This is a genomic window from Sulfurivermis fontis, assembly GCF_004001245.1.
GTDB classification, from domain to species: domain Bacteria; phylum Pseudomonadota; class Gammaproteobacteria; order Thiohalomonadales; family Thiohalomonadaceae; genus Sulfurivermis; species Sulfurivermis fontis.
The window spans coordinates 316,812-342,496 of record NZ_AP018724.1 but is presented as its reverse complement, the minus strand read 5'-3'; the positions used below and the strand labels follow the sequence as shown (position 1 = coordinate 342,496).

The 25,685-nt window shown below is 61.9% G+C and carries 31 protein-coding genes and 2 pseudogenes; 21 read left to right on the top strand and 12 right to left on the bottom strand.

Going from position 1 to position 25,685, the window contains the following annotated elements; genetic code table 11:
* Positions 1-79 precede the first annotated feature (79 nt).
* Both EP379_RS01800 and EP379_RS01795 read right to left on the bottom strand, forming a co-directional pair.
* Positions 80-820 (bottom strand): LytR/AlgR family response regulator transcription factor, encoded by a 741-nt coding sequence (locus EP379_RS01800; protein ID WP_127478796.1) that lies wholly within the window; start codon positions 818-820, stop codon positions 80-82.
* On the bottom strand, positions 820-1,857 hold the full coding sequence (locus tag EP379_RS01795; RefSeq protein ID WP_172600345.1) for a sensor histidine kinase: 1,038 nt from the start codon (positions 1,855-1,857) through the stop codon (positions 820-822). The genes EP379_RS01800 and EP379_RS01795 overlap by 1 nt, the downstream gene beginning before the upstream one ends.
* 126 nt (positions 1,858-1,983) lie before the next feature.
* On the opposite strand from EP379_RS01795, the gene argH reads away from it, so the two are divergent.
* The 8 genes from argH (at position 1,984) to EP379_RS01755 (ending at position 8,429) form a co-directional block, all read left to right on the top strand.
* Complete coding sequence (gene argH / locus EP379_RS01790; protein WP_127475181.1) at positions 1,984-3,405, top strand: argininosuccinate lyase; 1,422 nt, start codon at positions 1,984-1,986, stop codon at positions 3,403-3,405.
* Between the two features lie 18 nt (positions 3,406-3,423).
* On the top strand, positions 3,424-3,687 hold the full coding sequence (locus EP379_RS01785; protein WP_127475179.1) for a hypothetical protein: 264 nt from the start codon (positions 3,424-3,426) through the stop codon (positions 3,685-3,687).
* Positions 3,688-3,737: 50 nt separating this feature from the next.
* Positions 3,738-4,130, top strand: coding sequence for a Rossmann-fold NAD(P)-binding domain-containing protein (locus EP379_RS01780; RefSeq protein ID WP_127475177.1), 393 nt, complete (start codon positions 3,738-3,740; stop codon positions 4,128-4,130).
* A gap of 2 nt (positions 4,131-4,132) precedes the next feature.
* Positions 4,133-4,966, top strand: coding sequence for a CvfB family protein (locus EP379_RS01775; protein WP_127475175.1), 834 nt, complete (start codon positions 4,133-4,135; stop codon positions 4,964-4,966).
* Positions 4,967-5,207: 241 nt separating this feature from the next.
* The gene (rsgA, locus tag EP379_RS01770; RefSeq protein WP_127475173.1) at positions 5,208-6,272 is read left to right on the top strand and encodes a ribosome small subunit-dependent GTPase A; all 1,065 of its coding nucleotides are present in this window, start codon (positions 5,208-5,210) and stop codon (positions 6,270-6,272) included.
* Between the two features lie 86 nt (positions 6,273-6,358).
* On the top strand, positions 6,359-6,766 hold the full coding sequence (locus tag EP379_RS01765) for a hypothetical protein (protein ID WP_127475171.1): 408 nt from the start codon (positions 6,359-6,361) through the stop codon (positions 6,764-6,766).
* Between the two features lie 23 nt (positions 6,767-6,789).
* On the top strand, positions 6,790-7,317 hold the full coding sequence (locus tag EP379_RS01760; RefSeq protein ID WP_127475168.1) for a DUF2058 domain-containing protein: 528 nt from the start codon (positions 6,790-6,792) through the stop codon (positions 7,315-7,317).
* 155 nt (positions 7,318-7,472) lie between these two features.
* Positions 7,473-8,429 (top strand): PDC sensor domain-containing protein, encoded by a 957-nt coding sequence (locus EP379_RS01755; protein ID WP_127475165.1) that lies wholly within the window; start codon positions 7,473-7,475, stop codon positions 8,427-8,429.
* 232 nt (positions 8,430-8,661) lie between these two features.
* On the opposite strand, the gene EP379_RS01750 is transcribed toward EP379_RS01755, so the two are convergent.
* The 9 genes from EP379_RS01750 to EP379_RS01705 form a co-directional block, all read right to left on the bottom strand.
* The gene (locus EP379_RS01750; RefSeq protein WP_127475162.1) at positions 8,662-9,129 is read right to left on the bottom strand and encodes a hypothetical protein; all 468 of its coding nucleotides are present in this window, start codon (positions 9,127-9,129) and stop codon (positions 8,662-8,664) included.
* A 111-nt stretch (positions 9,130-9,240) separates the two neighbouring features.
* On the bottom strand, positions 9,241-9,669 hold the full coding sequence (locus EP379_RS01745) for a hypothetical protein (RefSeq protein ID WP_127475160.1): 429 nt from the start codon (positions 9,667-9,669) through the stop codon (positions 9,241-9,243).
* A gap of 81 nt (positions 9,670-9,750) precedes the next feature.
* Positions 9,751-10,236, bottom strand: coding sequence for a hypothetical protein (locus EP379_RS01740; protein ID WP_127475157.1), 486 nt, complete (start codon positions 10,234-10,236; stop codon positions 9,751-9,753).
* A 13-nt stretch (positions 10,237-10,249) separates the two neighbouring features.
* Positions 10,250-10,798, bottom strand: a complete 549-nt coding sequence (locus tag EP379_RS01735) for a hypothetical protein (protein WP_127475155.1) — start codon at positions 10,796-10,798, stop codon at positions 10,250-10,252.
* A gap of 102 nt (positions 10,799-10,900) precedes the next feature.
* On the bottom strand, positions 10,901-11,170 hold the full coding sequence (locus EP379_RS01730; RefSeq protein WP_127475153.1) for a hypothetical protein: 270 nt from the start codon (positions 11,168-11,170) through the stop codon (positions 10,901-10,903).
* Between the two features lie 212 nt (positions 11,171-11,382).
* Positions 11,383-11,694, bottom strand: a complete 312-nt coding sequence (locus tag EP379_RS01725) for a hypothetical protein (RefSeq protein WP_127475151.1) — start codon at positions 11,692-11,694, stop codon at positions 11,383-11,385.
* Between the two features lie 95 nt (positions 11,695-11,789).
* Positions 11,790-12,374 carry a hypothetical protein gene (locus tag EP379_RS01720; RefSeq protein ID WP_127475149.1) on the bottom strand — a complete coding sequence of 195 codons (585 nt, stop codon included), beginning with the start codon at positions 12,372-12,374 and terminating at the stop codon, positions 11,790-11,792.
* Positions 12,375-12,787: 413 nt separating this feature from the next.
* Positions 12,788-13,045: a hypothetical protein gene (locus tag EP379_RS01710; protein ID WP_127475147.1), complete on the bottom strand. Its 258-nt coding sequence runs from the start codon at positions 13,043-13,045 to the stop codon at positions 12,788-12,790.
* Between the two features lie 126 nt (positions 13,046-13,171).
* Positions 13,172-13,657 carry a hypothetical protein gene (locus EP379_RS01705; protein WP_127475145.1) on the bottom strand — a complete coding sequence of 162 codons (486 nt, stop codon included), beginning with the start codon at positions 13,655-13,657 and terminating at the stop codon, positions 13,172-13,174.
* A gap of 343 nt (positions 13,658-14,000) precedes the next feature.
* Here EP379_RS01705 and EP379_RS01700 point away from each other — a divergent pair, with 343 nt between their 5' ends.
* From EP379_RS01700 to EP379_RS01665, 8 genes and pseudogenes are all read left to right on the top strand, one after another.
* The gene (locus EP379_RS01700) at positions 14,001-15,020 is read left to right on the top strand and encodes an integron integrase (protein WP_127475143.1); all 1,020 of its coding nucleotides are present in this window, start codon (positions 14,001-14,003) and stop codon (positions 15,018-15,020) included.
* A gap of 343 nt (positions 15,021-15,363) precedes the next feature.
* Entirely contained in the window at positions 15,364-15,531 is a 168-nt protein-coding gene (locus EP379_RS01695) for a rubredoxin (RefSeq protein ID WP_127475141.1), read from the top strand.
* A gap of 22 nt (positions 15,532-15,553) precedes the next feature.
* A complete protein-coding gene (locus EP379_RS01690; protein WP_127475139.1) occupies positions 15,554-16,573 on the top strand; it encodes a cyclic di-GMP phosphodiesterase in 1,020 nt (339 codons plus the stop codon).
* Between the two features lie 66 nt (positions 16,574-16,639).
* Positions 16,640-17,230, top strand: coding sequence for a c-type cytochrome (locus EP379_RS01685; RefSeq protein WP_127475136.1), 591 nt, complete (start codon positions 16,640-16,642; stop codon positions 17,228-17,230).
* A gap of 90 nt (positions 17,231-17,320) precedes the next feature.
* Positions 17,321-17,608 (top strand): annotated as a pseudogene (locus EP379_RS01680) (MTH1187 family thiamine-binding protein); the annotation flags it as partial.
* Positions 17,609-17,718: 110 nt separating this feature from the next.
* On the top strand, positions 17,719-18,396 hold the full coding sequence (locus tag EP379_RS01675; RefSeq protein ID WP_127475131.1) for a hypothetical protein: 678 nt from the start codon (positions 17,719-17,721) through the stop codon (positions 18,394-18,396).
* A 1-nt stretch (position 18,397) separates the two neighbouring features.
* Positions 18,398-18,766, top strand: coding sequence for a DUF6164 family protein (locus EP379_RS01670; protein ID WP_127475129.1), 369 nt, complete (start codon positions 18,398-18,400; stop codon positions 18,764-18,766).
* Between the two features lie 175 nt (positions 18,767-18,941).
* On the top strand, positions 18,942-20,024 hold the full coding sequence (locus tag EP379_RS01665) for a DUF2156 domain-containing protein (protein ID WP_127475126.1): 1,083 nt from the start codon (positions 18,942-18,944) through the stop codon (positions 20,022-20,024).
* Between the two features lie 177 nt (positions 20,025-20,201).
* Here EP379_RS01665 and EP379_RS01660 read toward each other — a convergent pair whose 3' ends face one another.
* Entirely contained in the window at positions 20,202-20,663 is a 462-nt protein-coding gene (locus EP379_RS01660) for an Lrp/AsnC family transcriptional regulator (protein ID WP_172600344.1), read from the bottom strand.
* Between the two features lie 303 nt (positions 20,664-20,966).
* Here EP379_RS01660 and leuA point away from each other — a divergent pair, with 303 nt between their 5' ends.
* The 5 genes and pseudogenes from leuA to EP379_RS01640 all read left to right on the top strand — a co-directional run bounded on the left by leuA (position 20,967) and on the right by EP379_RS01640 (position 25,241).
* A complete protein-coding gene (gene leuA, locus EP379_RS01655; protein WP_127475122.1) occupies positions 20,967-22,637 on the top strand; it encodes a 2-isopropylmalate synthase in 1,671 nt (556 codons plus the stop codon).
* 164 nt (positions 22,638-22,801) lie between these two features.
* Positions 22,802-23,200 (top strand): YajD family HNH nuclease, encoded by a 399-nt coding sequence (locus EP379_RS01650; RefSeq protein WP_127475120.1) that lies wholly within the window; start codon positions 22,802-22,804, stop codon positions 23,198-23,200.
* Between the two features lie 3 nt (positions 23,201-23,203).
* A complete protein-coding gene (locus EP379_RS16835; RefSeq protein ID WP_338055825.1) occupies positions 23,204-23,344 on the top strand; it encodes a hypothetical protein in 141 nt (46 codons plus the stop codon).
* Positions 23,295-23,450 (top strand): annotated as a pseudogene (locus EP379_RS16930) (alternative ribosome rescue aminoacyl-tRNA hydrolase ArfB); the annotation flags it as partial. The gene EP379_RS16835 and the pseudogene EP379_RS16930, both read left to right, overlap by 50 nt.
* Positions 23,451-23,615: 165 nt before the next feature.
* Positions 23,616-25,241 carry an ABC-F family ATPase gene (locus tag EP379_RS01640; protein WP_232023952.1) on the top strand — a complete coding sequence of 542 codons (1,626 nt, stop codon included), beginning with the start codon at positions 23,616-23,618 and terminating at the stop codon, positions 25,239-25,241.
* The last annotated feature ends 444 nt before the right edge of the window (positions 25,242-25,685 follow it).

The window sequence follows — 25,685 nt, the reverse complement described above, 5'->3', positions numbered from 1 at the left end:
ACAAGTGACAAGTGACAAGTGACAAGTGACAAGCAAGGATTGTTTGCTTCCTCTTGCAACTTGTCACTTGCAACCGCTTCTAAATCTCCCCCGAACGCATCAACCGCCGCAGTTCCGGCAAGTGCCGCCGGCTGATCTCCAGCCGCTCCGCGCAGTCCTTCAGCTTCACCCGCACCCCGCCGTCGCCCCCCTTTTCCAATCCCTCCAGGGCAGCACGCGCCACCAGGGCATTGCGGTGGATGCGCACGAAACGCGCCCCGAACTCCGCCTCCAGCGCGGTGAGCGAGTCCTCGACGAGCGCCTCGCCGCGGCGGTGATGAGCCACCACATACTTATGCTCGGCACGCAGGTACAGGATGTCGTCCACCGGAATCAGGGTGAGATTGCCGTGCAAGGTGCTGGACAGGTGGCTGCGTCCCGGCGGTTCGGGATCGGCGGCGGCGACCGCCTCCAGCTGCGGCGCCGTCAGGCGCCGCGCCTTGTCCAGCGCCTGGACCAGCCGCTCGGCCCGTACCGGCTTGAGCAGGTAATCCACCGCCTGCGCCTCGAAGGCCTGCAGGGCGTAATCGCCGTAGGCGGTGACGAACACCACCGCCGGCCCCTCGGGCAGGCGTGCCAGATGCCGTGCCGCCTCCAGCCCGTCCATGCCCGGCATGCGGATATCGAGCAGCACCACTGCCGGATGCAGGCGGGCGCAGGCCTCCAGCGCGGCACGGCCGTCACCCGCCTCGCCCACCACCTCGGCACCGGGCAGCGCCTCCACCATGCGGCGCAGGCGTTCCCGGGCCAGCGGCTCGTCATCGACGATCAATACGCGCATCACGCCGCCTTCCGGTAGGGCCAGCGCAGCCGGACCTGATATTCCCCGGCCCTTTCTTCCGCCTCCAGCACGGCGTCGGGGCCGAAATGGAAGGCCAGGCGCTGGCGGATGTTGTCCACGGCGATGCGGTTGCCGCTGCGCTCGCGTGTCTGGGCCGGACAGGGATTGGTCACGCAAAGAATCAGCCCGTCGCCCTCCGCGCTGCCCTCCACGGTGATGCTGCCGCCATCGGCCAGTTGCTCGATACCGTGATAGATGGCGTTCTCCACCAGCGGCTGCAGGGTCAGCGGCGGGATGGCGGCGTCCTGCGGCAGGGCATCGATCCGCCACTCCAGATGCAGGCGTGTGCCGAGGCGCAGCGATTCCATGCGCAGATAGCGCCGTGTCAGCGCCAGTTCCTCCGCCAGCGGGATCAGGCGGCGGCCATCGCCCAGGCTGGCGCGGAACAGATCGGAGAGGTCCTCGATGGCCGCCTCGGCCTGCGCCGGGTCGCTGCGCGTGAGGCTGGCGATGGAATTCATGCTGTTGAACAGGAAGTGGGGGCGGATGCGCGCCTGCAGCGCGGCGAAACGCGCCTCGCTCTCCGCCACCAGGCGCCGGCGCGACTGGTGGGTAAGATAGAAATAGCGCAACGCCAGGGCACTGACGATGGCGCCGATGGCCAGGTTGCGCAGCACGAAACGGGAGTGATCGCCGCCGCCGCGCAGACCGGAATCGAGGATGAACCACCAGGCCAGTTCGGACAGGATCAGGATCACCAGCAACAGCAGGCCGTAGCTCACCAGCGCGGCACTGCGATCGCCCAGCCGCACCAGCCAGCGCCGCCCGGTACACAACACGGCCGCCCCGGTCAGACCGGCCCACTGCATGAACAGCGAGGTCAGCGCCAGAGTGTCCCACATCTCGGCGCCACGGCCGAGCTGGGCCAGGGTGAGGATGAAGGCAAAGATCTCCGACAGCACGACCACGGCGAACACCGCCTGCAGGCCGCAGAAATCGGGCAGGAAGAAGTTGTCGTTGCGCGGAGATGAAGTCACCAAGGCCACCGCCGTCCCTGTCGTGGATGAACGGCCTCATCATAGCCCCAACCATGCGGTGCGGGCATCCCCCGCGCCCGGTGATATACTGCGGCCCACTTCACGCTTCCCAACCCCCGAGCCATCATGAGCAACGAAAAGACCGTCGAAAAGCCCTGGACCGGCCGCTTCACCGAACCCACCGACGCCTTCGTCGAGGCCTTCGGCGCCTCCGTCGGCTTCGACCAGCGCATGTACCGCCAGGACATCCAGGGCTCCATCGCCCACGCCAAAATGCTGGCCCATGTCGGCGTCCTCACCGCCGCCGAGCGCGATGCCATCGTTACCGGCCTGACCCAGATCCAGGGCGAGATCGAGCGCGGCGAATTCCAGTGGTCCATCGCCCTGGAAGACGTGCACATGAACATCGAGAAGCGCCTCACCGACCGCATCGGCATCGCCGGCAAGAAACTGCATACCGGCCGCTCGCGCAACGACCAGGTCGCCACCGACGTGCGCCTCTACCTGCGCGACGAAATCGACGTGATCGCCAAGGAACTGAAGCGCCTGCAGGCCAACATCCTCGACCATGCCGAACGCGAGGCCGACACCATCATGCCCGGCTTCACGCATCTGCAAACGGCGCAGCCGATCACCTTCGGCCACCACCTGCTGGCCTGGAACGAAATGCTGCAGCGCGACAGCGAACGCCTCGCCGACTGCCGCAAGCGCGTCAACTGGATGCCGCTGGGCTCCGCCGCCCTCGCCGGAACCACGTATCCCATCGACCGCGAATTCACCGCACGCGAACTCGGCTTCGACGGCGTCTGCCGCAACTCGCTGGACGGCGTCTCCGACCGCGACTTCGCCATCGAATTCATGAGCTGGGCCTCCATCCTGCTGATGCACCTGTCGCGCTTCAGCGAGGAGCTGATCCTGTGGGCCTCGGCCCAGTTCCGCTTCGTCGAAATCTCCGACGCCTTCTGTACCGGCTCCTCCATCATGCCGCAGAAGAAAAACCCCGACGTGCCGGAACTGGTGCGCGGCAAGTCCGGCCGCGTGTTCGGCGCGCTGATCTCCATGCTCACCATCATGAAGGGCCAGCCGCTGGCCTATAACAAGGACAACCAGGAGGACAAGGAACCGCTGTTCGACACCATCGACACGGTGAAGGGTTGCCTGCGCGTCTACGCCGACATGCTGGGTTATGCCGCGCAACCCGACGGCGCGAAGAAATACCACATCGTCCCGCGCAAGGAGGTGATGCGCGAAGCGGCCCTGCGCGGCTTCTCCACCGCCACCGACCTCGCCGACTATCTGGTACGCAACGGCGTCGCCTTCCGCGACGCCCACGAGATCGTCGGCAAGTCCGTCGCCTACGGCGTCAAGACCGGCAAGGACCTGTCCGAGATGACCCTGGCCGAACTGCAGCAGTTCAGCGACGCCATCAAGGACGACGTATTCAACTATCTGACGCTGGAAGGTTCCGTCGCCGCACGCAACCACATCGGCGGCACCGCGCCGGAGCGGGTACGGGAGGCTGTGCTCAGCGCCCGCCAGCGCCTGTAATCCAGGGAGCAGCACACCATGCAACAGATTCTCGACTTCATCATCGCCAACCCCCTGTACGGTGCGGGACTGGCCATTCTGCTGCTCCTGCTGGTCATCAGCCTGATCAAGCGCGCCGTCAAGCTGGTTGTCGTCGCTGTGCTGCTCAACGTCGGCTACGGCTATTACCTGCACGATGCCGCCATGAGCTATTACGACAAGGCGACCCGCGCCGTGGAAGACGCGGCAGAACAGGCCACCGATGCCGCCGCCAGGGCCGGCGAGATGATCAGGCTCCGCTAGCTGCCGCCGCACTACGCCAGCTGTCCCACTACTCGCAGGCTCGTCGCACCATGAATATCGTCGTCGTAGATACCGCCCACATTGCCGGCGAAGCCGACTTCCCCATGCTCGACATTCCCAAATACGGCTGGCAGCAATTTCCCGCATTGACGGGCAACGAACTGGCGGAACGCTGTTGGCGCTCGGATGTGATCGTCGCAGCGCACGCCCCCATCGATCGCGCCGTCATCGACAAGGCCTTCAAGCTGGCGCTGATCGTGGCCGCCGGTGATGACTACAGTCACATCGACCGTGCCGCGGCAGCGGAGCGCGGCATTACCGTCTGTCATATTCCCGGCGCCGATCCGGCGGATGCCACACAGAGCGAACGTCTCTGTGCACAGGTGATCGACACCATCGCCGCGTATCTGCGCGGCGCGCCCATCAACGTGGTCGGCGCCTGAACATGGCACAGCTTGGTGTACTCAACACGCTGACCGTGCTGCGCAAGGGCAACTATGGCGTGATCCTCGACGGCGGCGAACTGGGTGACGTGCTGCTGCCGCTGCGCGAGGCGCCGGAGTCGTGCGCCGTCGGCGACGCGCTGGAGGTGTTCGTCTACATGGACTCCGACGATACGGTGGTCGCCACCACGCAGCGACCGCTGGCCCAGGTGGGCGAATTTGCCCTGATGAAGGTGGCCTCCGCCACCCGGTTCGGCGCCTTCCTCGACTGGGGACTGCGCAAGAACCTGCTGGTGCCCTTCGCCGAGCAGAGCGGCAACATGGCCGTCGGCCGCGCCTACGTGGTGCACGTCTACCGCGACAAGCGCACTGGCCGCCTCGTCGGCTCGACGCGACTGGACAAATTCCTCGATCGCACACCGGCCAGCTACACGCCCCGGCAGGCGGTGGATCTGCTGGTGTGCGAGCACACCGACATCGGCTACAAGGCGATCATCAACAACCGACATTGGGGCGTATTGCATGACGCCGACGTATTCCAGCCGCTGCGCTATGGCCAGCGCCTCGCCGGCTACATCAAGAAGCTGCGCGAGGACGGCAAGATCGATCTCGTGCTGCAACCACCGGGCTACGCCAAGGTGGAGGGCATCGCCGGCGAACTGCTGGAGAAAATCAAGGCGGCAGGCGGCTCCATCAACGTCACCGACAAGAGTCCGCCCGAGGTCATCTACGCCCGCTTCGGCGTCAGCAAGAAGGTGTTCAAGCAGGCAATCTCCGCCCTGTACCGCGAACGCCTGATCACCATCGGGGCTGATGGTCTGCGCCTGGTGCGCTGAGCATCACCACCGCAACTTTGCCTTTCCTGCCGGCACGCCGCAGGAGTAGAATCGCGACGTTGTTTCCCCACTCATCTTTCTGCCGGAGGCTCGATGGATACCGTCATCAGCGCCGGCCTGCTCCGCCGCTAGACACGCGACCGGACCGCAGGCGCGGCCCATCTCAACGCAAACACCGTTACGCAAGGACGGCGCTTCCGTGCGCCCTGCCGAAACCGATTTGTTGAGAGGATGACACGCCATGTCCATCGACCCTTCCCTGCTGCTGCCCCTGGGCTGGAGCAACGACTTTCTCCGCCAGCTCACCCTGGAACAACTGGAAACCCGGCGCCCGGCCCGCATCATCGGCGTCGGGCAGGACCACTACCACATCGATGACGGCCACGGCGCGCAGGTCGCCACCCTCGCCGGCCGCTACCGCCATCGCCACGCCACCGACAGCACCCTGCCCACCGTGGGCGACTGGGTGCTGCTGGAGGCGGACGCCTCGCTCATCGTCGAGCGCCTGGAGCCGCGCAGCCTGTTGCTGCGGCGTGGTGCCGGCGGCAGCGAGCCGCAGGCCATCGCCGCCAATGTCGACGTGCTGCTCATCGTCAGCGGGCTGGATGCGGAGTTCAATGTGCACCGCATCGAGCGCTATCTGGTGATGGCGGCACAGGCCGGCGTCACACCGCTGGTGCTGCTCACCAAGGCCGACCTGTATCCGGACGTCGAACCCGCACTGGCCGCGGTGCGGCCGCGCCTGCCGCCCGGCGGCGAGGTATTCGCCATCGACGCCCTGCACGCGCCGCTGGCGGAGCGGCTCGCCCCCTGGCTCGGCGCCGGCACTACCCTGGTGGTGGCCGGTTCCTCCGGCGTCGGCAAGTCGACGCTGATCAACAATCTGGCCGGCACCGAACTGCAGGCGACCCAGGCGACGCGGCGCGACGCCAAGGGCCGCCACACCACCACCGCGCGCGAACTTGTCCGCCTGCCGGGCGGCGCCTGCATCATCGACGTGCCGGGCATGCGCGAGGTGGGGCTGGCGCCCGCTGCCGGCGGCGTGGAGGCACAGTTCCACAGCCTGCACGAACTGGCCGCCCGGTGCCGCTACACCGACTGCAGGCACGCGGACGAGCCGGGCTGCGCAGTGCAGGCGGCGCGGCAGCGCGGCGAACTGGATGAGGACGCGTGGCAACACTACCTCAAGCTGCTGGCCGAGGAACGCCACAACATCGCCGCCCATGAGCGCCATCAGAGGGAACGTGCCTTCGGCCGCATGGTACGGGCGGTACTGAAGGACAAGGAACGCCACGGACGACGCTGAATCGCCTTCACCGCCCCTGCAATCCCACAGTTTGCAGGGGCGGGGCACGGCGATGATCCGGTACAATCCGCGCCAGGAGAACCATCGTGAAAAACACCATCGACGCCCACCTCGAATTTTCCTTCCAAGGCGAGCACCACCGGCTGTCCGCCACCCTGAACCTGGACGCCCTGCCGCTGGACGAAGACACTCTGCCGGACTTTCACCGCCTGCTGGCGCAGGCCAACGGCATCGACACCTATTCGTACCTGTATGAGGTGATGGAATCCTGCGATCTCGAATTCAGCAACGCCGCCGGCGTCGCTGCGCCGTGTCTGCACGATGGCGTCTTCGACGTCGCCTGCTTCCAGGCCCGCCGCCGCGCCGAACTGGAGTCAGCCATCCTGGCGCCCATCGCCCGGCGCCATTTGAACATCACGGACCTCGACAGCGAGCCGGCGCTCAAGCAGGCGCTGCTGGAGGCCTATCACGCCGGCCAGACGGCCGCTCACTGAATTCAAGCACCACGGAACACATCATGGCAGGTTCACTCAAGGAGCAGTTGCTCAAGGCCGGGCTGGTCAGCCAACAGCAGGTCAAGAAGGCGGCGCACGAAAAGCGCAAGAGCAAGGACGGCGGCAAACAGCAACAGGCGGCCGCGGAGGCGGCGCGCCGTGCCGCGGCGGCCAAGGCCGAGCGCGATAGGGAGCTGAATCGCCAGCGCCAGGAAGACGCCGAGCGCAAGGCCAATGCCGCCGCCATCCGCCAGCTCATCGAGGCCAACCGCCTCGACAAGACCGACGGCGAGGTGCCCTATAACTTCACCGACGGCAACAAGATCCGCCGCATCTACGTCACCCCGGAGCTGCATGCCCAGCTGGTCAAGGGCACCGTGTGCATCGCCAAACTGGGCGGGCGCCACGAGTTGGTACGCCCGGACGTGGCGGAGAAGATCCGCGCCCGCGATCCGTCGCGGGTGATCATGCCGGTGGCCAGCGAACCGGAGACGCCTGCCGCCGACGATCCGTATGCCGCCTACCAGGTCCCCGACGATCTGATCTGGTAGCCGCCTGTGCGTCCGTGGCAAACGCTCGACAGCGCCAGTATCCCCGGTGGCAACACCGAGTTACGCCTGTATGCGTACTGCCGGATGTGTAACGCGATTATGCAATGGGCGGTGCGGAATGCAGCGCCGAACGAGCCGCGTAGAGGAATACGCCGTTGACCACACCCACCCTGGAAGAGAGCATCCGCCGCCAGCGCGAACTGCTCACCGGCCTGCTCGCCGAGGCGATGCACGCACTGGCACAGCGCTGTGCCATGGCCATCACTGATCGCGCACAACTGGAGCTTCTGCTGGAACAGGCACTGCCTGAACTGGCGCAGTGCAAGCATCTGTACATCCTCGATGCCGACGGCGTGCAGATCACCGACAACATCACCGCCCAGGGCCACGACGCGGCCCACTTCGGCCGCCACCGCATGGACCGCCCCTACATGCAGGGCATCATCGGCAGCACCGATTTCAAGCTGTCCGAGGCCTACATCAGCCGCAACAAAAAGCGTCCGTCACTCACCGCCATTCAGGTGATCCGCGATGCGGCCGGGCAGCGCATCGGCTTTCTCGGTGCCGACTACGACCTGCGCGAGCTGCCGCTCACCGGCGGCCTGTACCGCGAGCCGGACACCTGGCGCCAGATCAAGGGCGACCCGGCGATCCGCAGCAGCATCTTCCAGCACCAGCGCGCCGAAAGCCTGATGGATCGGCAGATGGACAAGGTGTTGCCGATCATGAACGAGCTCATCATCGAGCACGGCGTCTACCACGGCAAGCTGCACTTCTCCTCCAGCCGCGGCACCATCTGGCACGTGGACGATCCCTTCGTCTATCGTCTGCTCACCATCGACCAGCTCACCGATCCCAACACCTGCCTGGCCTATCCGCGCCGTCCGTACCACCCGCGCGCCGTGGTGCCGGCGGCCGAGGTCATGCCGGTGTTCGAGATGTTCCGCACCCTGCGCTTCGCCGACGAAAACGTCTACCTGCGCGCCGGCTCGCTCAACATCGTCAACGGCATGGTCGGCCTCAACTTCTCCTGCGACGGCTCCCACTACATGCGCTGGGACGAATTCCTGGAGCGCAATACCGGATTCTGGTTCGGGACGCTCAATAAATGAGGGAGGTGGTTAAATAGGCGTTCCGAAATACTGCCCACCGGTTTCCGCTTCTCCCTCAGTGCGAAGGCTGGGATGAGGGGTGAGATGGGCAGTATTTCGGAACACCTATTCAGCTGCGCGCCGGTTTTCGCTACAGACAAAAAGAAGATTCACAGCGTTATTGCGTACGCATAACGCCTAAGCTGTGGGACGCGAGCCGCATCGCGGCGAAGCGTCCCACACGAGCGAATTGTTAGAGCTTTTTGCAGATATTTTCATTTTCAGAAAATCCATAACAGAAACTGCCTTCGTCATACCTACCTGAACCGACCAATATGCCTAATTGCTCTTGCATGCCTTTCAATATGCACTTGGGTGTAACAGGTGTCGCTTGGCAGTAATGACTTACAGCGCCTCTTATCCTCGATTCCTCAACTGCCACCTTACGAAACGGCTTGTCTTCACCAAATGATTCGTTCAGATAGATATATCCCGACTCATAAAATAGATGTAAATAGACAAAGGAACTGAAATCATTGTGTGGTGTAGTGATTTTGTATAAGTCACAAGTGTTGTCTGGGCAATATCTAATTTCATTATTCCCTTCAACTTCTATTGCCTCACCCAGATCACGCCGCAATAAATCCAATACTTCATCATTAGCGGCATAACTTGCCGTTTGAATCACAGCAAGACAGATGAATGCCAGGAAATGTCTCATTTTTATACTGAGCTCTAACGCCCGGCTCACCGGGTAAATTTTTGATGGCGGCTTTTGTGCGGCCCCATGCACAAAAGATGACAGCGGAAATTTATCCGGTGCAGCCGATTGTTAGGCATTACGGCTCGCCCAGTTATACTTGTAGTTAAGAGGCGGCAGTTCACTATGCTGCTCAAGGTAAGACTCCAGTATCTTTTCCTCAAGCTTATAAGCCTCCTCCTTTGATTCCGTTCTATGCCACGATAAGTACAAACTATCCAACGGAAACTTGGAATCAAATTTAAAGCGATTAAATCTCCAGCCCGCCATGTGTCCCGAGCGCCTATTTCCATTTGCGCACGCAATGAAGGATTTTATCCTATGCCTCAAACGACCAGATTCACCCACATCCAAAATCCCCTCTTCGTCCGTTCCGTAGGCTCTGTTTATTGAGCTCTTAGCGGCAATCATATAAGCACCAGGACCATCGGGAATCCGGCTTAAATCAGCACGAAGGAGATTTTCCCATTCGCTCCAGTCACCCCAACTCTCAAGTTCCACAGATTTCTCCTTGCCGCCTAACGCCAGTGGTAATGGGCGCCAACGGAGCGCAGCGTAGTTGGCGTCCCGTTGACCACCTTGTTAGCACCAGCCAGCGGCATGACGGTGCTCGCTGGCGAACTGAATAGTTCGCAACAGCGGAAACTGCTCTGGGATCGCCGCCTTGGCAATTTTCTTGTTTCCGATCCCATCAACGATCTCTGCAAATAGCTCGGAGGTTGTCATTACTCGACCACCTGCGAGTGTCTTTACGTTCGCATTGCTGGCAAACCCAAGGAGTGCAATTTGCTCAATATCCTTGGGTAAGCTAATGCCGTCGAACAGCGCTGGGATATGTTGCCGCCCGGCTTCAAACTTTTTGCCATAACGCTGTTCACGCTTTGCCCATGAGTGCGCGTCCATAGATGGCTCGATGTGAACCAGGTGTTGTTGCCCAGGATGAAAAGCCACCACATCAAGCTCGCACTCGTAGCCACCATTCGCACGAGGCCCAACCTGAATATTCCGGCGGACGAAATATCCTCTGTATTCATACCACTCAGCAACGAGTTGTTCGAGATGATTCATAAAGTGCTAACGTTCAAGGTGAGGGGCGCGAGCCGCCCCGCGGCGAAGCGTCCCTCTCAACCGCAGTGTTAGCCGTAGCCTCCGCAGTGGTTTGTTGGATGAAGTTGCGAACGGTTTCGAGTGCTTTTTTAACAAGAAGAGCCTTCACCGAGATATATAGCGCTTGAAAAGCAAAGCCCCAAAATAGCAGAGTAATGAAGAAACCGGCTATTTTTGCGCTCTCGGGAGTTGTGATGACATTCTGCGCCCAGAACGGAAACACAATTGCCCAAAAGGTACTTAATAAAAACATAGCGGCATACCCGAAGATACTATCGCAGACGATAGAACCATCGCGGCAATCGACCCAGCCCAAAAGGCCATTATCTTCACGGAGACCGTTTGGCGTTTCAAGAAGCGCAATGACCGTCATGCCTTGATCGATTCGCGGCCTTCCTGGAACCTTTACAGAGAAATAACGTTTCCCCGCGGCCTCAAATCCGAAACTTGTGTATTTCATAAGCCCTGTTCCGCTTAAGGCTGCGGGAAACAAGCGATCAAAGGTTACTTTCTGAAAAACCATGACGGCTAACGTTGTAGGTAAGGGGCGCTGCGCGGCGCTTTATCGCGCAGCGTCCAGCGACCGGAGGGAGAGGCCTTGACCGAAGTGTTAGAGGCGGTCTGCTCATAACCAATTATCGTCTGGGTCAGAGCGCCACCAGGCCCAGAGGGTAGGAAAGGTCGCAAAGAGAAATCCATAGACGACAAGGTGGCTAAAGTTAATGAGAGCATTAAGAAGCAAGATGATAGATAACAGGGCACAAACACGCCCAGTAGAAGGGCGAGAACTGAATTCAGAAAACCATTTGCTGAAATAAACCAGGCTCAACCCGAGTGACGTGACCGCAGCGAAGACCAGCGGAAAAATGGGCTCTTCATCAAACATGGGGGTCATATAAATTTCCCACAGCCTTTCCAGCCTTTCGTCTCCTTCCGATAAAAAGGGGAGCCCCAACAATATTGCCAACCCTGCATATATAACAAAAGCCAGGGACTGTGGCCCGTTTCCGTATGAGTACCTCATGCCTCTAACGTGCAAGGTGAGGGGCGCGGAGCCGGCTTGCCGGCGGAGCGTTCCAGCGGCGAAGCCGCGCCTCGACCGGAATGTTAGGCTTGGCCATTGTGCTCACTTTCGGAGGCGGATTTGGTGGAGCCGCCAAGCAATAGCAGCATGAGGCCTGCAGGAAATGCAGGAAGCCCAACGAAAAGCATGCCCAAAGCGCCTTTGGTTGCTGGAAACTCCATATGGCTGAGTGCCGCAATACCACCGAGAACTACCGACAGGCCGCCAAATGCAAGGCTCCAATTGGTAACAGAATGACGAGTTTTTGCTCTATCAGGCCCGTGGAGTAAGCCAAGTAGGAGCAGGCCGACGGGCAGACCGAGACCAATTAAGCCGAAATATTCGCCGAGGGTCATTTCTGCATGCCTAACGTTCGCCATAACCGGCAGCGGAAAGCGGGGCGACGAAGGAGCGCCGCTTTCCGCTGTCCGAGTTGATGGCGTTGTTATGCCTATAAGTCAGACGCAGCTTTCTTGGCGTTCTTTTGACGGATGTCGTCCTCAATCAGCTCCTTCATCTTTCGCACCTCCTGCAACGCAGGCGTAAAGGTGTACGTCAACGATGTACTTTGCTGATTGCCGAAGCCGAACGTATTCCGATTTAGGACGATATCGACATTGCCATCCCGATACTTGTAATCTTGCTGAAATCCCCTACCTTGGGGAGATGCAGCGCCATACTTCGTGTCCAATGCGTCTTTCAGCGTTTTAAAGGTTTCCCCAGTATCGGACCAAGTTACGGAAATATCATACAGCTTCTTGTCGGGAGCGAAGCTGAGCCACGCCTCGCGAACAGAGCCAAATTTATTGAATCGTTCGAACGACGTCACCTTGATCATTGGGAGGTCGCCACCGTATCCCTTGTAGCCATAATTGTCTTCGTAACGCGCCCCAGACTTTTTCAAGGAAGCGATAACTTGGTCTCGGGTCTGATCTCCAAGTCCCAGCCCAAGATATTCGGCAGCGTAAGCTGAGCTAACTGCGGAAGCGGCAAGGAGCATACCCGCCGAAAAGAAAGTAACGATTCTAGATTTCACTCTATTTTCTCCTTCTGAGTTTACGTACAGATCTACTTCGCCCTAGAGTCTCTTTGCTCCCCAACGTACACGCAGAAAGCGGAATTGTACCCATTGAAGGCCACGGAGTAGTTGAAGTCACAGAAATGCGCTGGGTTTTTCGTCGCAACGATGTCACCCTTCTTGCAGATGCGACCCAGCCCCTCTACAAGCGAGTCGTTGTCTGCTCCTAGGCATGCCTGCCCCGTAGGGGCCTGCTCGTAACACCCGGCGAGTGACATTGCGACCATGCCGATCAAGATGCTTTTCTTCACCGCTCTTTCTACCTCCCTTTATTGGCCTAACGTCCAAGCTCACCCGACGCGGGCCGCGAAGCGGCACGCGGTCGGGTGGAGCGCCGAGTTAGGGCTGATGCGCTGCTGAGAGAAATCGGATTACTCACCGGAGTTTACCTTTACCAGAGACGAATGGTGCATCACCCAATAAGCGAGTAGACCCCAAGCACCGCTGATGAAGCAGAATAGAGCCCACCAACCCGGATGAACCCCCATAGCCAAAGGCATCCGTTTGACTCCATCTTGATACGCGTAGTACGCGGCGGCAGCACCGGGAATAATGAACCAGATCAGCCAATAGACTGACATCGGAGCCCATGAGATGAACATTTGAGAGGCTAGGCTTTCAGCTTCCATTTCCGCTTTCCTTTTTTCGCCCTAACGTTTGGTTCACCCGACCGCAAAAGCGGCCCACACCCAGGCGGAATCATGCTACCAAAACCGCGCCGCTTTTGCGGGTCGGGTGCAACCAATTGTTGTGCCCTACTCGAACTCTTCCATTGGGAGGCTTTTAACAAATAAAGATAAGCGTTCGGCTTCCTTTGCCGTCAAGTCTTGAGGAAGATCGATGGTGATGGTTAGATCGGGACGTAGATTGAAGGTGTGTGTCAACAGTTCCTCTTCTTCCTCCGGCAATTCCTCTGCTTCCTCATTTTCCTCAATTTCAGTTAATTCCGGTCCTTCACCACTTGCCATTCTTGATACCGTGAGGGAACTGGCATTCCAAACGAACCTCGATGGCCAGCCGTGGCGACCGACGACAAATTGGCCGCATTCGATTTCCTCTAGCTTTTGAAACAAATCGACGATATCGCCCCGAGAAAACTCGAAACCCTCATCATTCAGCACGCGGAGAATACGGTCGACTTTGGTTTCTGACTGCGCCCTCTGCCTGGAAGCCATATGGTCGAGGAAAGCCTTGGCTACTTCGCTCTTCCCATATAGATCCTTCAAATCTTCTTCTTTCATGAACTGCTCCCTTGGTTAAATATCTGCACAACTACTATTCGGCGAATTATCCGCCGCATATGCGGACAGGATGCCCGCGCTGAATTCCGATATTACTTTCAACATCAATAGATTGCCACTGTTTCATGTGTGAATTTCGACCGCTGATATGCCGCTGAACAACTGCATAGCAGCGAAAATGGAATATGCGCCGCATAGTGGCGGTCCGTGGATGGCGGTTGGTTACCAGAATTCAACACGTTACAGCTCCTGCTCTGCAATATGCCGAGCGGCAGTTGCCTATCGCGGCCCACATGGTGTATATACATACACATCTACGCCATGGATATGCAAGGAGCGCATTATGTCTGGCCTGTCGCCTTCCCCCTCGCAAAATCAGCCGCCGCGTCTGCTGCAGCAGGTTCGGGACTGCCTTCGCACGCTTCACTACAGTTACCGCACCGAGCAGGCCTATGTGTACTGGATTCGATATTTCATCCGGTATTCGGGGACACGTCATCCCCGTGAAATGGGGAAGATTGAGGTGGAGCGGTTCCTGACAGCGCTCGCGGTTGAGCGGCGGGTATCGGCGTCGACGCAGAACCAGGCGCTCAGTGCCGTGTTGTTCCTGTATCAGAAGGTGCTCGGGATAGACATTGGCTGGCTTGACGATGTGGTGCGGGCGAAGAGGCCGGCACGCGCCCCGGTGGTTCTGACGCGGGCCGAGGTGGCCGCGATCCTTGCTCGTCTGCGCGGCCAGTATTGGCTGATGGCGAGTTTGATGTATGGAACCGGGTTGCGCGTGATGGAATGCATGCGCTTGCGCATTCAGGACATCGATTTCGGCTACCGCCAGATCCTGGTCCGTAACGGCAAGGGCGGAAAGGATCGCTTCGTGCCGCTGCCTGAATCGCTGAAGGGCGCGATACAGGAGCAGATCGGTGAAGCACAGCGGGTGCGGGACGCGGACCTCGCGGACGGGTTTGGCGAGGTTTCTCTGCCCACCGCACTGGACCGGAAGTATCCCAACGCCCCCTTTGATGTGGGCTGGTGGTACCTGTTTCCTTCGGTGAACCGCTCCGAGGACCCGGTATCGGGACGTGAGAAGCGCCACCACATGGACCCGAGCCCGATTCAGAAGGCCTTCAAGGAAGCGGTGCGCGCAGCGGGGATTCACAAACACGCCACGCCTCATACACTCCGACACAGCTTTGCGACCCACCTGCTGGAGGCGGGCTACGATATTCGCACCGTTCAGGAGCTGTTGGGCCACCGGGACGTGAAGACCACGCAGATATATACCCACGTCTTGCAGCGTGGCGGCTTGGCGGTGCGCAGTCCAGTGGACGCTCTGGTGGGGGAAAGACCGGCTCCGGCACCTTGATGCGGTGCGGTCCGCGAGCCTATCGATGGCTGAGAGTGCTTGCATCCGTTCGCTTCCCTGAGCATCCCTGAACGGCTCGGACTATGAAACAGTGCCATGCCCTGGTCAAGGCTTTGCCTTTGCCGTGGCAAAATAGCAGGACGTGCCACGGGTTCCGGCGGTTGAACTCTCTGCTCTGAACGCCAGCTTCCGGCCGGTACGGCTCCCGCCTTATGGCAGCCATAAGTCCCATAATCCTCGCACAGCCATCCTGCCCCGCCACGCCGGCGTCGGTGTTTTACTCACACCGCAAGCCTGTTAGATTAGAGGCAGGCAGTTTCTCCGACCCATCCCGAGGTTCTCCATGCGGCGCTACCTGTGCGACGTTTGCGGCTATATCTACGACGAGCGCCTGGGCGATCCGGATGGCGGCATCGCTCCGGGCACGCGCATGGAGGACATTCCGGACGACTGGGTCTGCCCCGAGTGCGGCGCCACCAAGGCGGCCTTCATTCTGATCACCGACGAGTAAGCGGATCGAGCGGCGGACTGCCATGAAACAAAAGATCCCGGTCAGCGATTTGCGCGTCGGCATGTATGTCGAGCTGCCGCTGTCGTGGACCGAGCACGACTTCCTGCGCAGCAAATTCAAGCTCACCTCGCCGGAGCAGATCGCCGCCATCCGTGCCCACGGCCTGCGTGAAGTCACGGTAGACTTCGCCCGCAGCGACGTGCCGCCGCCGGCGCCCCCGGAGCCCCTCGGCGAGCTGGAGTACGTCAGCCACAGCGATACCATCTTCGACCCCAAGGATGCGCCGCCGCCGCTTTGGAATCCGGATACGCTGGTGCCGGCGGAACTGCGCGAGGCGGTGCACGACCAGCGTCTGGCGCCGGAACAGAAGGCCCAGGCGGTCTATCGGCACAGCCGCGAGATGATGCTGCGCCTGCTGGATGCGCCGGCCCCGGAAAACATCCGCGCCGGCAAGGAGGCCATCCGCTCGGTCAGTGACCTGATCTTGCGCGACGATCAGACAGCCAGAAATCTGCTACGCATCACGGCGCACGATTTCTACACCTATACCCATTCCGTCAACGTCGGCCTCACCAGCCTGATGCTGGCCAAGGCTCTGTTCAAGAACTCCAATGGCCACGACATGCAGGAGCTGGGCACCGGGTTCTTCCTGCACGACCTCGGCAAGGTGAAGGTGGACGCTGCGATCATCAACAAGCCGGCGCGGCTGGACGAGACCGAGATGCGCCGCATGCGCATCCACCCCTACCAGGGCTACAAGCTGCTGCGCGACGCCGACGCGCTCAGCGAAGAGTGCCGCATCATCGTCATGGAGCATCACGAGCTGATGGACGGCGGCGGTTACCCCAAGCGCATCAAGGGCGACCAGATCCACATCTACGGCCGCATCTGTTGCATCGCCGACGTGTTCGACGCCCTCACCGCCGAGCGCTCCTACAAAAAGGCGATGACGCCGTTCGATGCGCTGACCCTGATGCGCGACAAGATGCCCAACCACTTCGACCGCCAGCTGTTCAACCGTTTTGTCGAACTGTTCCGCTGATCCGCCCAGCGGCAAGATGGTCTAAGCTCGCATTACCTCATTGTCTTTCTGTCGGGAGTTACCACCATGCTGCGCCCCCTCCTCTCCGCCGCCGTGCTGTTGCTCGCTGCCGGCAGCCTGCATGCCGCCGACCTGGCCCGTGCCCAGGCAATCGTCACCGCCAAGTGCCAGCTGTGCCACGGCATGGAGGGTGAAAGCTCCAGCGCCATCTATCCGCGCCTGGCCGGCCAGAATGCCGCCTATATCGCCAAGCAGCTGGCCGACTTCAAGAGCGGACGGCGCAAGGGCACCATGAATGAAATGGCTGCCGACCTGACCGAGGCCGAGATGGCCGCGCTGGGCCAGTACTTCAGCAGCAAACCGCCGCAGGCCCACCGCGTCTCCGATCCCGACCTCGCCGCCGTCGGCAAGTATATCTACCACAACGGCAACAAATGGTCCGGTGTCGCCGCCTGCGCCTCCTGCCACGGCGAGGACGGCGCCGGCACCGAGAAACTGCCGCGCATTGCCGGCCAGCACCTGCGCTACCTGGTCACCCAGTTGCAGGACTTCAACAGCCGCGAGCGCACCAACGACAATGCCATCATGCACTCCATCGCCTCCAAACTTACGGAGATGGAGATCGAGGCCGTGGCGCGCTACCTGAGCGGGAAGTAAGCACGGCCCGGCCGGCTGAAGCCGGCCCTACAAAACGGCTAATGTAGGGTCGGCTGCAGCCGACCAACCCGGCGACAAGAGAGAACAGGCATGAAGGTTCTGGTCAATCTGCAAGTGGTGCCCGTGGGCACCGAGGTCTCCGTTTCGCGCTATGTCGCCGCCTGCGGGCAGGTGCTGGACGCGGCCGGACTGCATCACGAACTACATGCCAACGGTACCAATATCGAGGGCGAGTGGGACGAAGTGTTCGCCGCCATCCGTCGCTGTCACGAGGCGGTGCATGCCCTGGGGGCACCGCGCATCCAGACCTTCATCTCCGTCGGCACCCGCACCGACCGCGAGCAGTCGCTGCAGGACAAGGTGGCCAGCGCCGTTGACGGCCACAACGCCGACGACATCACAGCCGCGCCACTCACCGTTGCATCCGCTTCGTTGTATAGTTGCAGCGCCCTGTTTCCGTAGGAGCCCGCTGCGCGGGTGAATCTTGCATGGACCTTCAAATCAGCAATATCACCATGCCGGTGGCGGCGCTCATCGCCTCGCTCATCGGCGCCACCGCCACCATCACCGCCGCGCTGATCCAACTGCGCATGGCCTGGCGCAAGGAACTCAAGGCGCGTGAGCGCGGCCAGCCGGTGACGCAGCAGGCTCGGCGCGGCCCCATCGTTGCCGTGATCGTCCTGCTCGTTGCCTCGGCGGTGGGCGGCTTTGCCCTGGCGCAGTACTTCAATACCGGCAAGAAAAAGGAGGTCGAGCTGGTGCGCAACGAATTCAACGCCAAACTCGACCAGCTCAATGCCACCGCGGCCCGGCTGGAGCATCTCGCCCTCGCCTCGGGTCAGGGCAGGGGCAGCGTCAGCGTCGGCGCCACCCTGCCGCCGTGCGCCGACTGCACGGAAGAACAACCGGCCCGCATCGAACTGTGCGCCAGCGTGCCCGCCGCGACCACCCTCGACGCTGTCGAGCTGTATGCCGCCGCCGGCGACGAGCCCCTGCGCCGCATGGAGGCGGAGCAGCCGTTGCAGGCGGGCCGTTTTGCCGGACTGCCGCAGGAGCGCCTCGAATCGGACACCAGCAAACAGGTCTGCCAGTCCTACCTGTACTGGGACGCGGCAGCCAGCCATACCCTGCGCCTGACCATCCAACATGCCGCCACGGCCCCCTGACATGCCGATCCTGCTGTTTCGTCTCAATGGCGTGCCCGACGACGAGGCGGAGGAAGTCCGCGCCCTGCTCGACGCACACCACATCGATTTCTACGAGACCCAGGCCGGGCGCTGGGGCATCTCCGTCGCCGCCATCTGGCTGCGCGACGAAGACGCCCACCACGAGGAGGAAGCTCGCCGCCTCATCGACGACTACCAGGAACAGCGCAGCCGGCAGGCCCGCGCCGATTATGCCGCCCGCCGGGAGCGCGGCCATGGCGAAACCCTGGTCGACCGCTTCCTGCGCGACCCGCTGCGCCTGCTGGCCTACGCCGCCATCATCCTGGCGATCCTGTATTTCACCCTGGCGCCGTTCCTGCACTGGCGTTGACCGCGCGCCGCGCATTCCCGCGGCCAAAATAATTTTTTCACCCCCTTCTTTTCCGCCCGCCGCTCCGCTATAACAGCGGCGTCCGGGGCAGGAGGCTGCGAGGCCCCTCCTGACAGACCGACCGGTCTGATCCTCGACACCCCTTCAGTAACAAGAGGTCCTTTGCGGAGCGTGTATGCGCGCCAACCTTGAGATCGGCAGTACCGAAACCTCGGAACCCCATAGATTCGGCCCGGCGCCCGCCAACGTCCGGCCCGCAGCACCTCTCCCCGTCAGCACCACCGCACAGCGCTTTCTCTCCGCCGGCGAACACCGCCTGCTGCCGCTGAGCATCGACGCCAAACCGCTGTTCGACAGCCACGTCAGCGCCTGTGACTTCCTCGTCGCCGACTTGAGCTTCACCAACAACTTCATGTGGCTGTCGCGCATGAGCGGCTTCTACCAAATCATCGATGACTGCTTCTGCCTGTTCAGCCTCAACGGCAACCAGCTCGGCATGCTGCTGCCGCCCATCGGCAGCGCGCAGAATCAGGTGCGCGCCCTGCGTAGCTGCGTCGACATCATGGACAGCTACAACCACACAGCCGACGACAGCCGGGTAGATTACGTCAGCCCGGAATTCGCGCGCCTGCTGGAGCTGGACGGTGACGGCCGCTCGCCGCACCTCGATGGCATCTGGCAACTGGAACCGGCCTTTCCCGACTATATCTACCGCACCGCCGACCTGATCGAACTGCGCGGCAACAGCTACAAGACCAAGCGCAGCGAGATCAACCAGTTCTGCCGCGCCCACCCCGACCACCGCATCGAGCCGCTGAGCCGCCACCACTGGAACGGCCTGCGCGAACTGCTCAGCAAGTGGATGCGCGCGCGCCTGGAAGGGCTGCACGGCACCGCCGTGGCCGACTTCATCGCCAGTGTTGAACTGGAGCGGCAGGGAATAGAAAAGGCGCTGGCCCATTACGACGCGCTGGGCCTGCAGGGACTGTGCCTGCTGGTGGATGAACGGCTCGCAGGCTTCACCTTCGGCGAGCGCATCAGCAAGAACATGGCCAGCGTGCTGGTGGAGAAAACCGACTTCGCCATCCCCGGCGCGGCGCAATACCTGTTCCGCGAATTCGCCCGCACCTTCGCCGACTGCGATTACCTCAACGTCGGCGACGACCTCGGCCTGGAAAACCTGCGCCGGGTGAAGATGAGCTATCGGCCGGTCTTGTTTGGCGAGAAGTTCACCTTGAAACGCAGCGAACGACCGTAGCGCCGGAAATGTAGGAGCCCACTCCGTGGGCGAATCGGCGTAAGGCCAAACCTCATTCGCCGAGAGGACTCGGCTCCTGCGACACATACCGATACCGCGCACCTCTGGTGCCGGTCGAGGCCGGGTGCGCAATGCGCACCCTACTCGAAACTCGAAACTCGAAACTCGAACTAATCCTCAAACCGGCAAGGCCGTCTTGTCCACCACCCGGCGCATCACGAAGCTGGAATGCACCCCGCTCACCCCCTCGATGCGGGTGATCCTGTCGAGCAGCAATTCCTGGTAGGCCTCCATGTCGCGCACCACCACCTTGAGCTGGTAGTCGGCGTCCTGGCCGGTGATCAGCAGGCATTCCAGCACCTCGGGCAGGGCGGCGACCCGCGCCTCGAAATTGGCGAAGCGCTCCGGGGTGTGGCGGTCCATGGAGATGTGGATCAGCGCCATCAGGCTGAGGCCGAGGGCCTTGGCGTCGAGCAGGGCGCGGTAGCCGAGGATCAGTCCGGACTCCTCCAGGGCACGCACCCGGCGCAGGCAGGGCGAGGGCGACAGGCCGATGCGGTCGGCCAGTTCCTGATTGCTGATGCGGCCGTCCTGTTGCAGGAGTTCGAGGATGCGGCGGTCGTAGCGGTCGAGTTCCATGAAGGTCAGTTCCAAGTGACAAGTTGCAAGTAACAAGTGGATTATGGCGCCGATTCAAATTATTACGCAATATAATTGCTCTCCACGGCGCATATAAGGCCAACTTCGCAAGCACCTGCCGTCCACATTGGCGTAATCTTTCTCCAACCCGCAAACATCGGGTTGAACCTGCCAATTCTCACGAGGATGCGGCAAGCGGTATGCCCCACAAGGGCCGCCACAGCACCCGGCGCCACAGCGCCGTTTTCACTTGTAACTTGCAACTTGCAACTTGCAACTTGTCACCGCGACGCAGGAGCGATCATGACCGCCTTCGACCACCGCAAATACCGCCCCGCCCCGCCGGTGGCCCTGCCCGACCGCCAGTGGCCCAACCGCCAGATCGAACGCGCCCCCCTCTGGGCCAGCGTGGACCTGCGCGACGGCAACCAGGCGCTGCTGGAGCCGATGGACGTGGCGCAGAAGCGCAGGATGTGGGCCTTGCTGGTGCAGCTCGGCTTCAAGGAGATCGAGGTGGGTTTCCCCTCCGCCTCGCAGCCGGATTTCGATTTCGTGCGCTGGCTCATCGAGGCCAGGCAGATTCCGGACGACGTCACCGTGCAGGTGCTGGTGCAGGCGCGCGAGGACCTCATCACCCGCACCTTCGAGGCATTGCAGGGGGCGAAGCGCGCCATCGTCCACGTCTACAACTCCACCTCGACGGTGCAGCGCGAGCGCGTGTTCCAGATGGACCGCGAGGCCATCAAGGGCATCGCCGTGCGCGGCGCCCAGTTGCTCCAGCGCGAGGCGGCCAAATACCCGGCCACCGAATGGGTGTTCCAGTATTCGCCCGAGAGCTTCTCCAACACCGAGATGGATTACGCGGTGGAGGTGTGCGACGCGGTGATCGACGTATGGCAGCCGACGCCGCAGAGGCCGTGCATCATCAACCTGCCGGCGACGGTGGAGAGCGCCATGCCCAATGTGTTCGCCGATCAGGTGGAGTGGTTCTGCCGCCACGTCAGCCGCCGTGACAGCATCATCGTCTCGGTGCATACGCACAATGATCGCGGCTGCGCGGTGGCGGCGGCGGAGATGGCCGTGCTCGCCGGCGCCGACCGCGTCGAGGGCACCCTGCTCGGCAACGGCGAGCGCACCGGCAACATGGACATCGTCACCATGGCGATGAATCTCTACAGCCAGGGCATCGACCCGGAACTGGATCTTTCCAATCCGGACGCCATCATCCAGACCTACACTGAGTGCACCTCGCTGCCGGTGCATCCGCGCCATCCCTGGATCGGCGAAATGGTCTATACGGCCTTCTCCGGCAGCCACCAGGATGCGATCCGCAAGAGCCTCAAGCTGCAAAAGCCGGACGAGCCCTGGCAGGTGGCCTACCTGCCCATCGACCCGCGCGACCTCGGCCGCGACTACCAGGCAGTGATCCGCGTCAACAGCCAGTCGGGCAAGGGCGGCGTCGCCTTCGTGCTGGAGCGCGACTACGGCCTGTCCTTGCCGCGCTGGATGCAGGTGGAGCTGGCACAGGTGGTACAGCGCGAGAGCGAGCGGTGCAGTGGCGAGATCGACAGCGCAACCATTTACCAGTTGTTCCTCACCCACTTCGTCGCCGATCAGGTGCCGGTACAGCTGCAGGGCTATCGTCTCGACCGCGAGGGCACGGTGGACACCATCGCCGCCGACGTGGTGGAACGCGGCAGCGCGCGCACCCTCTCCGGCCGCGGCGAGGGTGCCATCTCCGCCTTCGTCGATGCCTGGGCACACCACAGTGGTGAACAGGTCAACGTGGTGGATTACAGCGAGCACGCCATCGGCAGCGGCACCAACGCCGAGGCCGCCGCCTACGTGCAGCTCAACATCGGCGGTCGCCGCTACAGCGGCGCGGCGCTGGACCACGACACCGTCAGCGCCTCGCTCAAGGCGGTGCTGTCGGCGCTGAACCGGGCGCAGGCGCAGCAGTCGGCGGCGGCCTGAAAACAAAGGTAATATTGTAGGAGCGGCTCTGCTGCGATTGGCGTACCCGCCAGATATCGACAATGCATCGCGGCAGAGCCGCTCCTACGGTAATGAACGGTGCCTTTGCGTTCCTGGCGCCTTTGCGGTGAAATACTCCGACTTCCCGATCCCAGGTAACCGTCATGTCCGATCCGCGCCGCACCCCCGGCAAGCCCATCGACCACAGCAAGCTCGACAAGATCGTGGCCAATGCCCACAAGGAGCGGGACAAGCGCCTGGAGGGCTACCGCGAACAGTCGCTGCGCATCCATCCCTGGATCTGCGGCCGCTGCGGGCGCGAGTTCACCCAGGCCAACCTGCACGAGCTGACCGTGCACCACAAGGACCACAACCACGACAACAATCCGCCCGACGGCAGCAACTGGGAAAACCTCTGCCTGTACTGCCACGACAATGAGCACCAGCGCTACGTCGACAAGGTGCGCGGCTACGACGGCATGGCGACGGGCAAGCAGGAAGCCGCCACCTTCAATCCCTTCGCCAACCTGAAGGACATGCTGGGCAAGGACGACAAGAAGTAGCGCATGCCGGAGGACGCCCTGCCCATCTCCGCCCGCGTCGCCATCCCGTTGCACGAGATCGAACTGTCCGCCATCCGCGCCGGCGGCCCCGGCGGCCCTGGCGCGCCTGCAGGCGCTGATCCGCAGCGTCGCCGTCACCCCTAAGGCCCGTAAACCGACCAGACCCACCCGCGCCTCGCAGACCCGGCGCATGGACGGCAAGAGCCGCCGCGGCGCGGTGAAGGCGCTGCGCGGCAAGGTCACCGATTGAGTTTCCCAAAACGGTGTGTCGCCGGGACTGGCCGCAGGGTGCAGCCACTCAGCGTCTGTGCGACAATAGCGCCCGCTCCAGCGCACGCTCTCCCGCCCGCCGGATACCTGGAAATCAATTTGCATCCCCGGACCTCGCCCCACTGACGCCTGCGGCGCCAGCCCGATGCTTTGGTCCGACCGTACTGGAAACACCGCCGTGCTCACCACCGCCAACATCACCATGCAGTTCGGGGCCAAACCCCTGTTCGAAAACATCTCCGTCAAATTCGGCGACGGCAACCGCTACGGCCTCATCGGCGCCAACGGCTGCGGCAAGTCGACCCTGATGAAGATACTCGGCGGCGACCTGGAGCCTTCCGCCGGCAATGTCAGCCTGGACCCCAACGAGCGCCTCGGCAAGCTGCGCCAGGACCAGTTCGCCTTCGAGGAATATTCGGTGCTCGATACGGTGATCATGGGCCACACCGAGTTGTGGCAGGTGAAGCACGAGCGTGACCGCATCTATGCCCTGCCGGAGATGAGCGAAGAGGACGGCATGAAAGTGGCCGACCTCGAGGTACAGTTCGCCGAGTACGACGGCTATACCGCCGAGGCGCGTGCCGGCGAGCTGCTGCTTGGTGTCGGCATCCCCATCGAACAACACTACGGCCCGATGAGTGCGGTGGCACCGGGCTGGAAGCTGCGCGTGCTGCTGGCGCAGGCCCTGTTCTCCGATCCGGACATCCTGCTGCTCGACGAACCCACCAACAACCTGGACATCAACACCATCCGCTGGCTGGAGAATGTACTCAACGCGCGCAACAGCACCATGGTGATCATCTCCCATGACCGCCACTTCCTGAATTCGGTGTGTACGCACATGGCCGACCTGGACTACGGCGAGCTGCGCGTCTATCCGGGCAACTACGACGACTACATGACCGCCGCCACCCAGGCCCGTGAACGCTTGCTGGCCGACAACGCTAAGAAGAAGGCGCAGATCGCCGAGTTGCAGTCCTTCGTCAGCCGCTTCTCCGCCAACGCCTCCAAGTCGCGCCAGGCCACCTCGCGCGCGCGCCAGATCGACAAGATCAAGCTGGAGGAGGTCAAGCCATCGAGTCGGCAGAATCCCTTCATCCGCTTCAACCAGGAGAAAAAGCTGTATCGCAACGTGCTCGAAGTCGAAGGACTCACCAAGAGCTACGGCGACAAGCCGCTGTTCGCCAATCTCAACCTGCTGGTGGAAGTGGGCGAGCGCATCGCCATCATCGGCCCCAACGGCATCGGCAAGACCACCCTGCTGCGCTGCCTGGTCAAAGACCTCGCAGCCGACCGCGGCGAGATCAAATGGTCGGAGAACGCCAGCATCGGCTACTTCGCCCAGGACCATGCTGCCGACTTCGCCAACGACATGACCCTGTTCGAGTGGATGGGCCACTGGGGCAAGCCGGGTGACGATGAACAGGTGATCCGCGGCACCCTCGGCCGCCTGCTGTTCTCCAACGACGAGATCGGCAAGTCGGTGAAGGTGATTTCCGGCGGCGAGCAGGGCCGCATGCTGTTCGGCAAACTAATGCTGCAGCGGCCCAACATCATGGTGATGGACGAGCCGACCAATCACCTGGACATGGAGTCCATCGAGTCACTCAACCTGGCGCTGGAAAACTACGACGGCACCCTGATCTTCGTCAGCCACGACCGTGAGTTCGTCTCGTCGCTGGCGACGCGCATCATCGAATTGACGCCCGATGGCGTGGTCGATTTCAGTGGCACCTATGAGGATTACCTGCGCAGTCAGGCGATCGAGTGATCGTTTTTTTGGCGGGGGATTCCGTCCCCCTAGCCCGGGTTGGTGCGCGCTGTCGCGCGGATTGATTTTGGTGCGGGGAGCCGCCCCGCGCGCGGGTTACTTTTCTTTGTTCGGCCAAAGAAAACTAACGAAAAGAAAAGCCTCCCGATTGCCGCGCCCTGCGGGTACCCTGCGCTTCTCGCCCGAATCGGCGCTCGCCTACGCGCCGTCCTGGCGCGAAGGCGAGGACATGCCATCCCTGGCATGTCCCCTACGGGCTTCCCCCGATTCGGGCTGCGATGCTCGGCGCGGCAGACGGGGGGGTAAACCGAAAGTCAAAATCAAAACCCCAAAGTCAAAACCCGTGTGCGCATAGCGCACACCTCACAGCACGATGCCGTGAGGCGAGCCGTCTTTGACGTTCAACCCCTTTGTCTCGCCGAGCAACGCAGCCCGGGGCGGAAT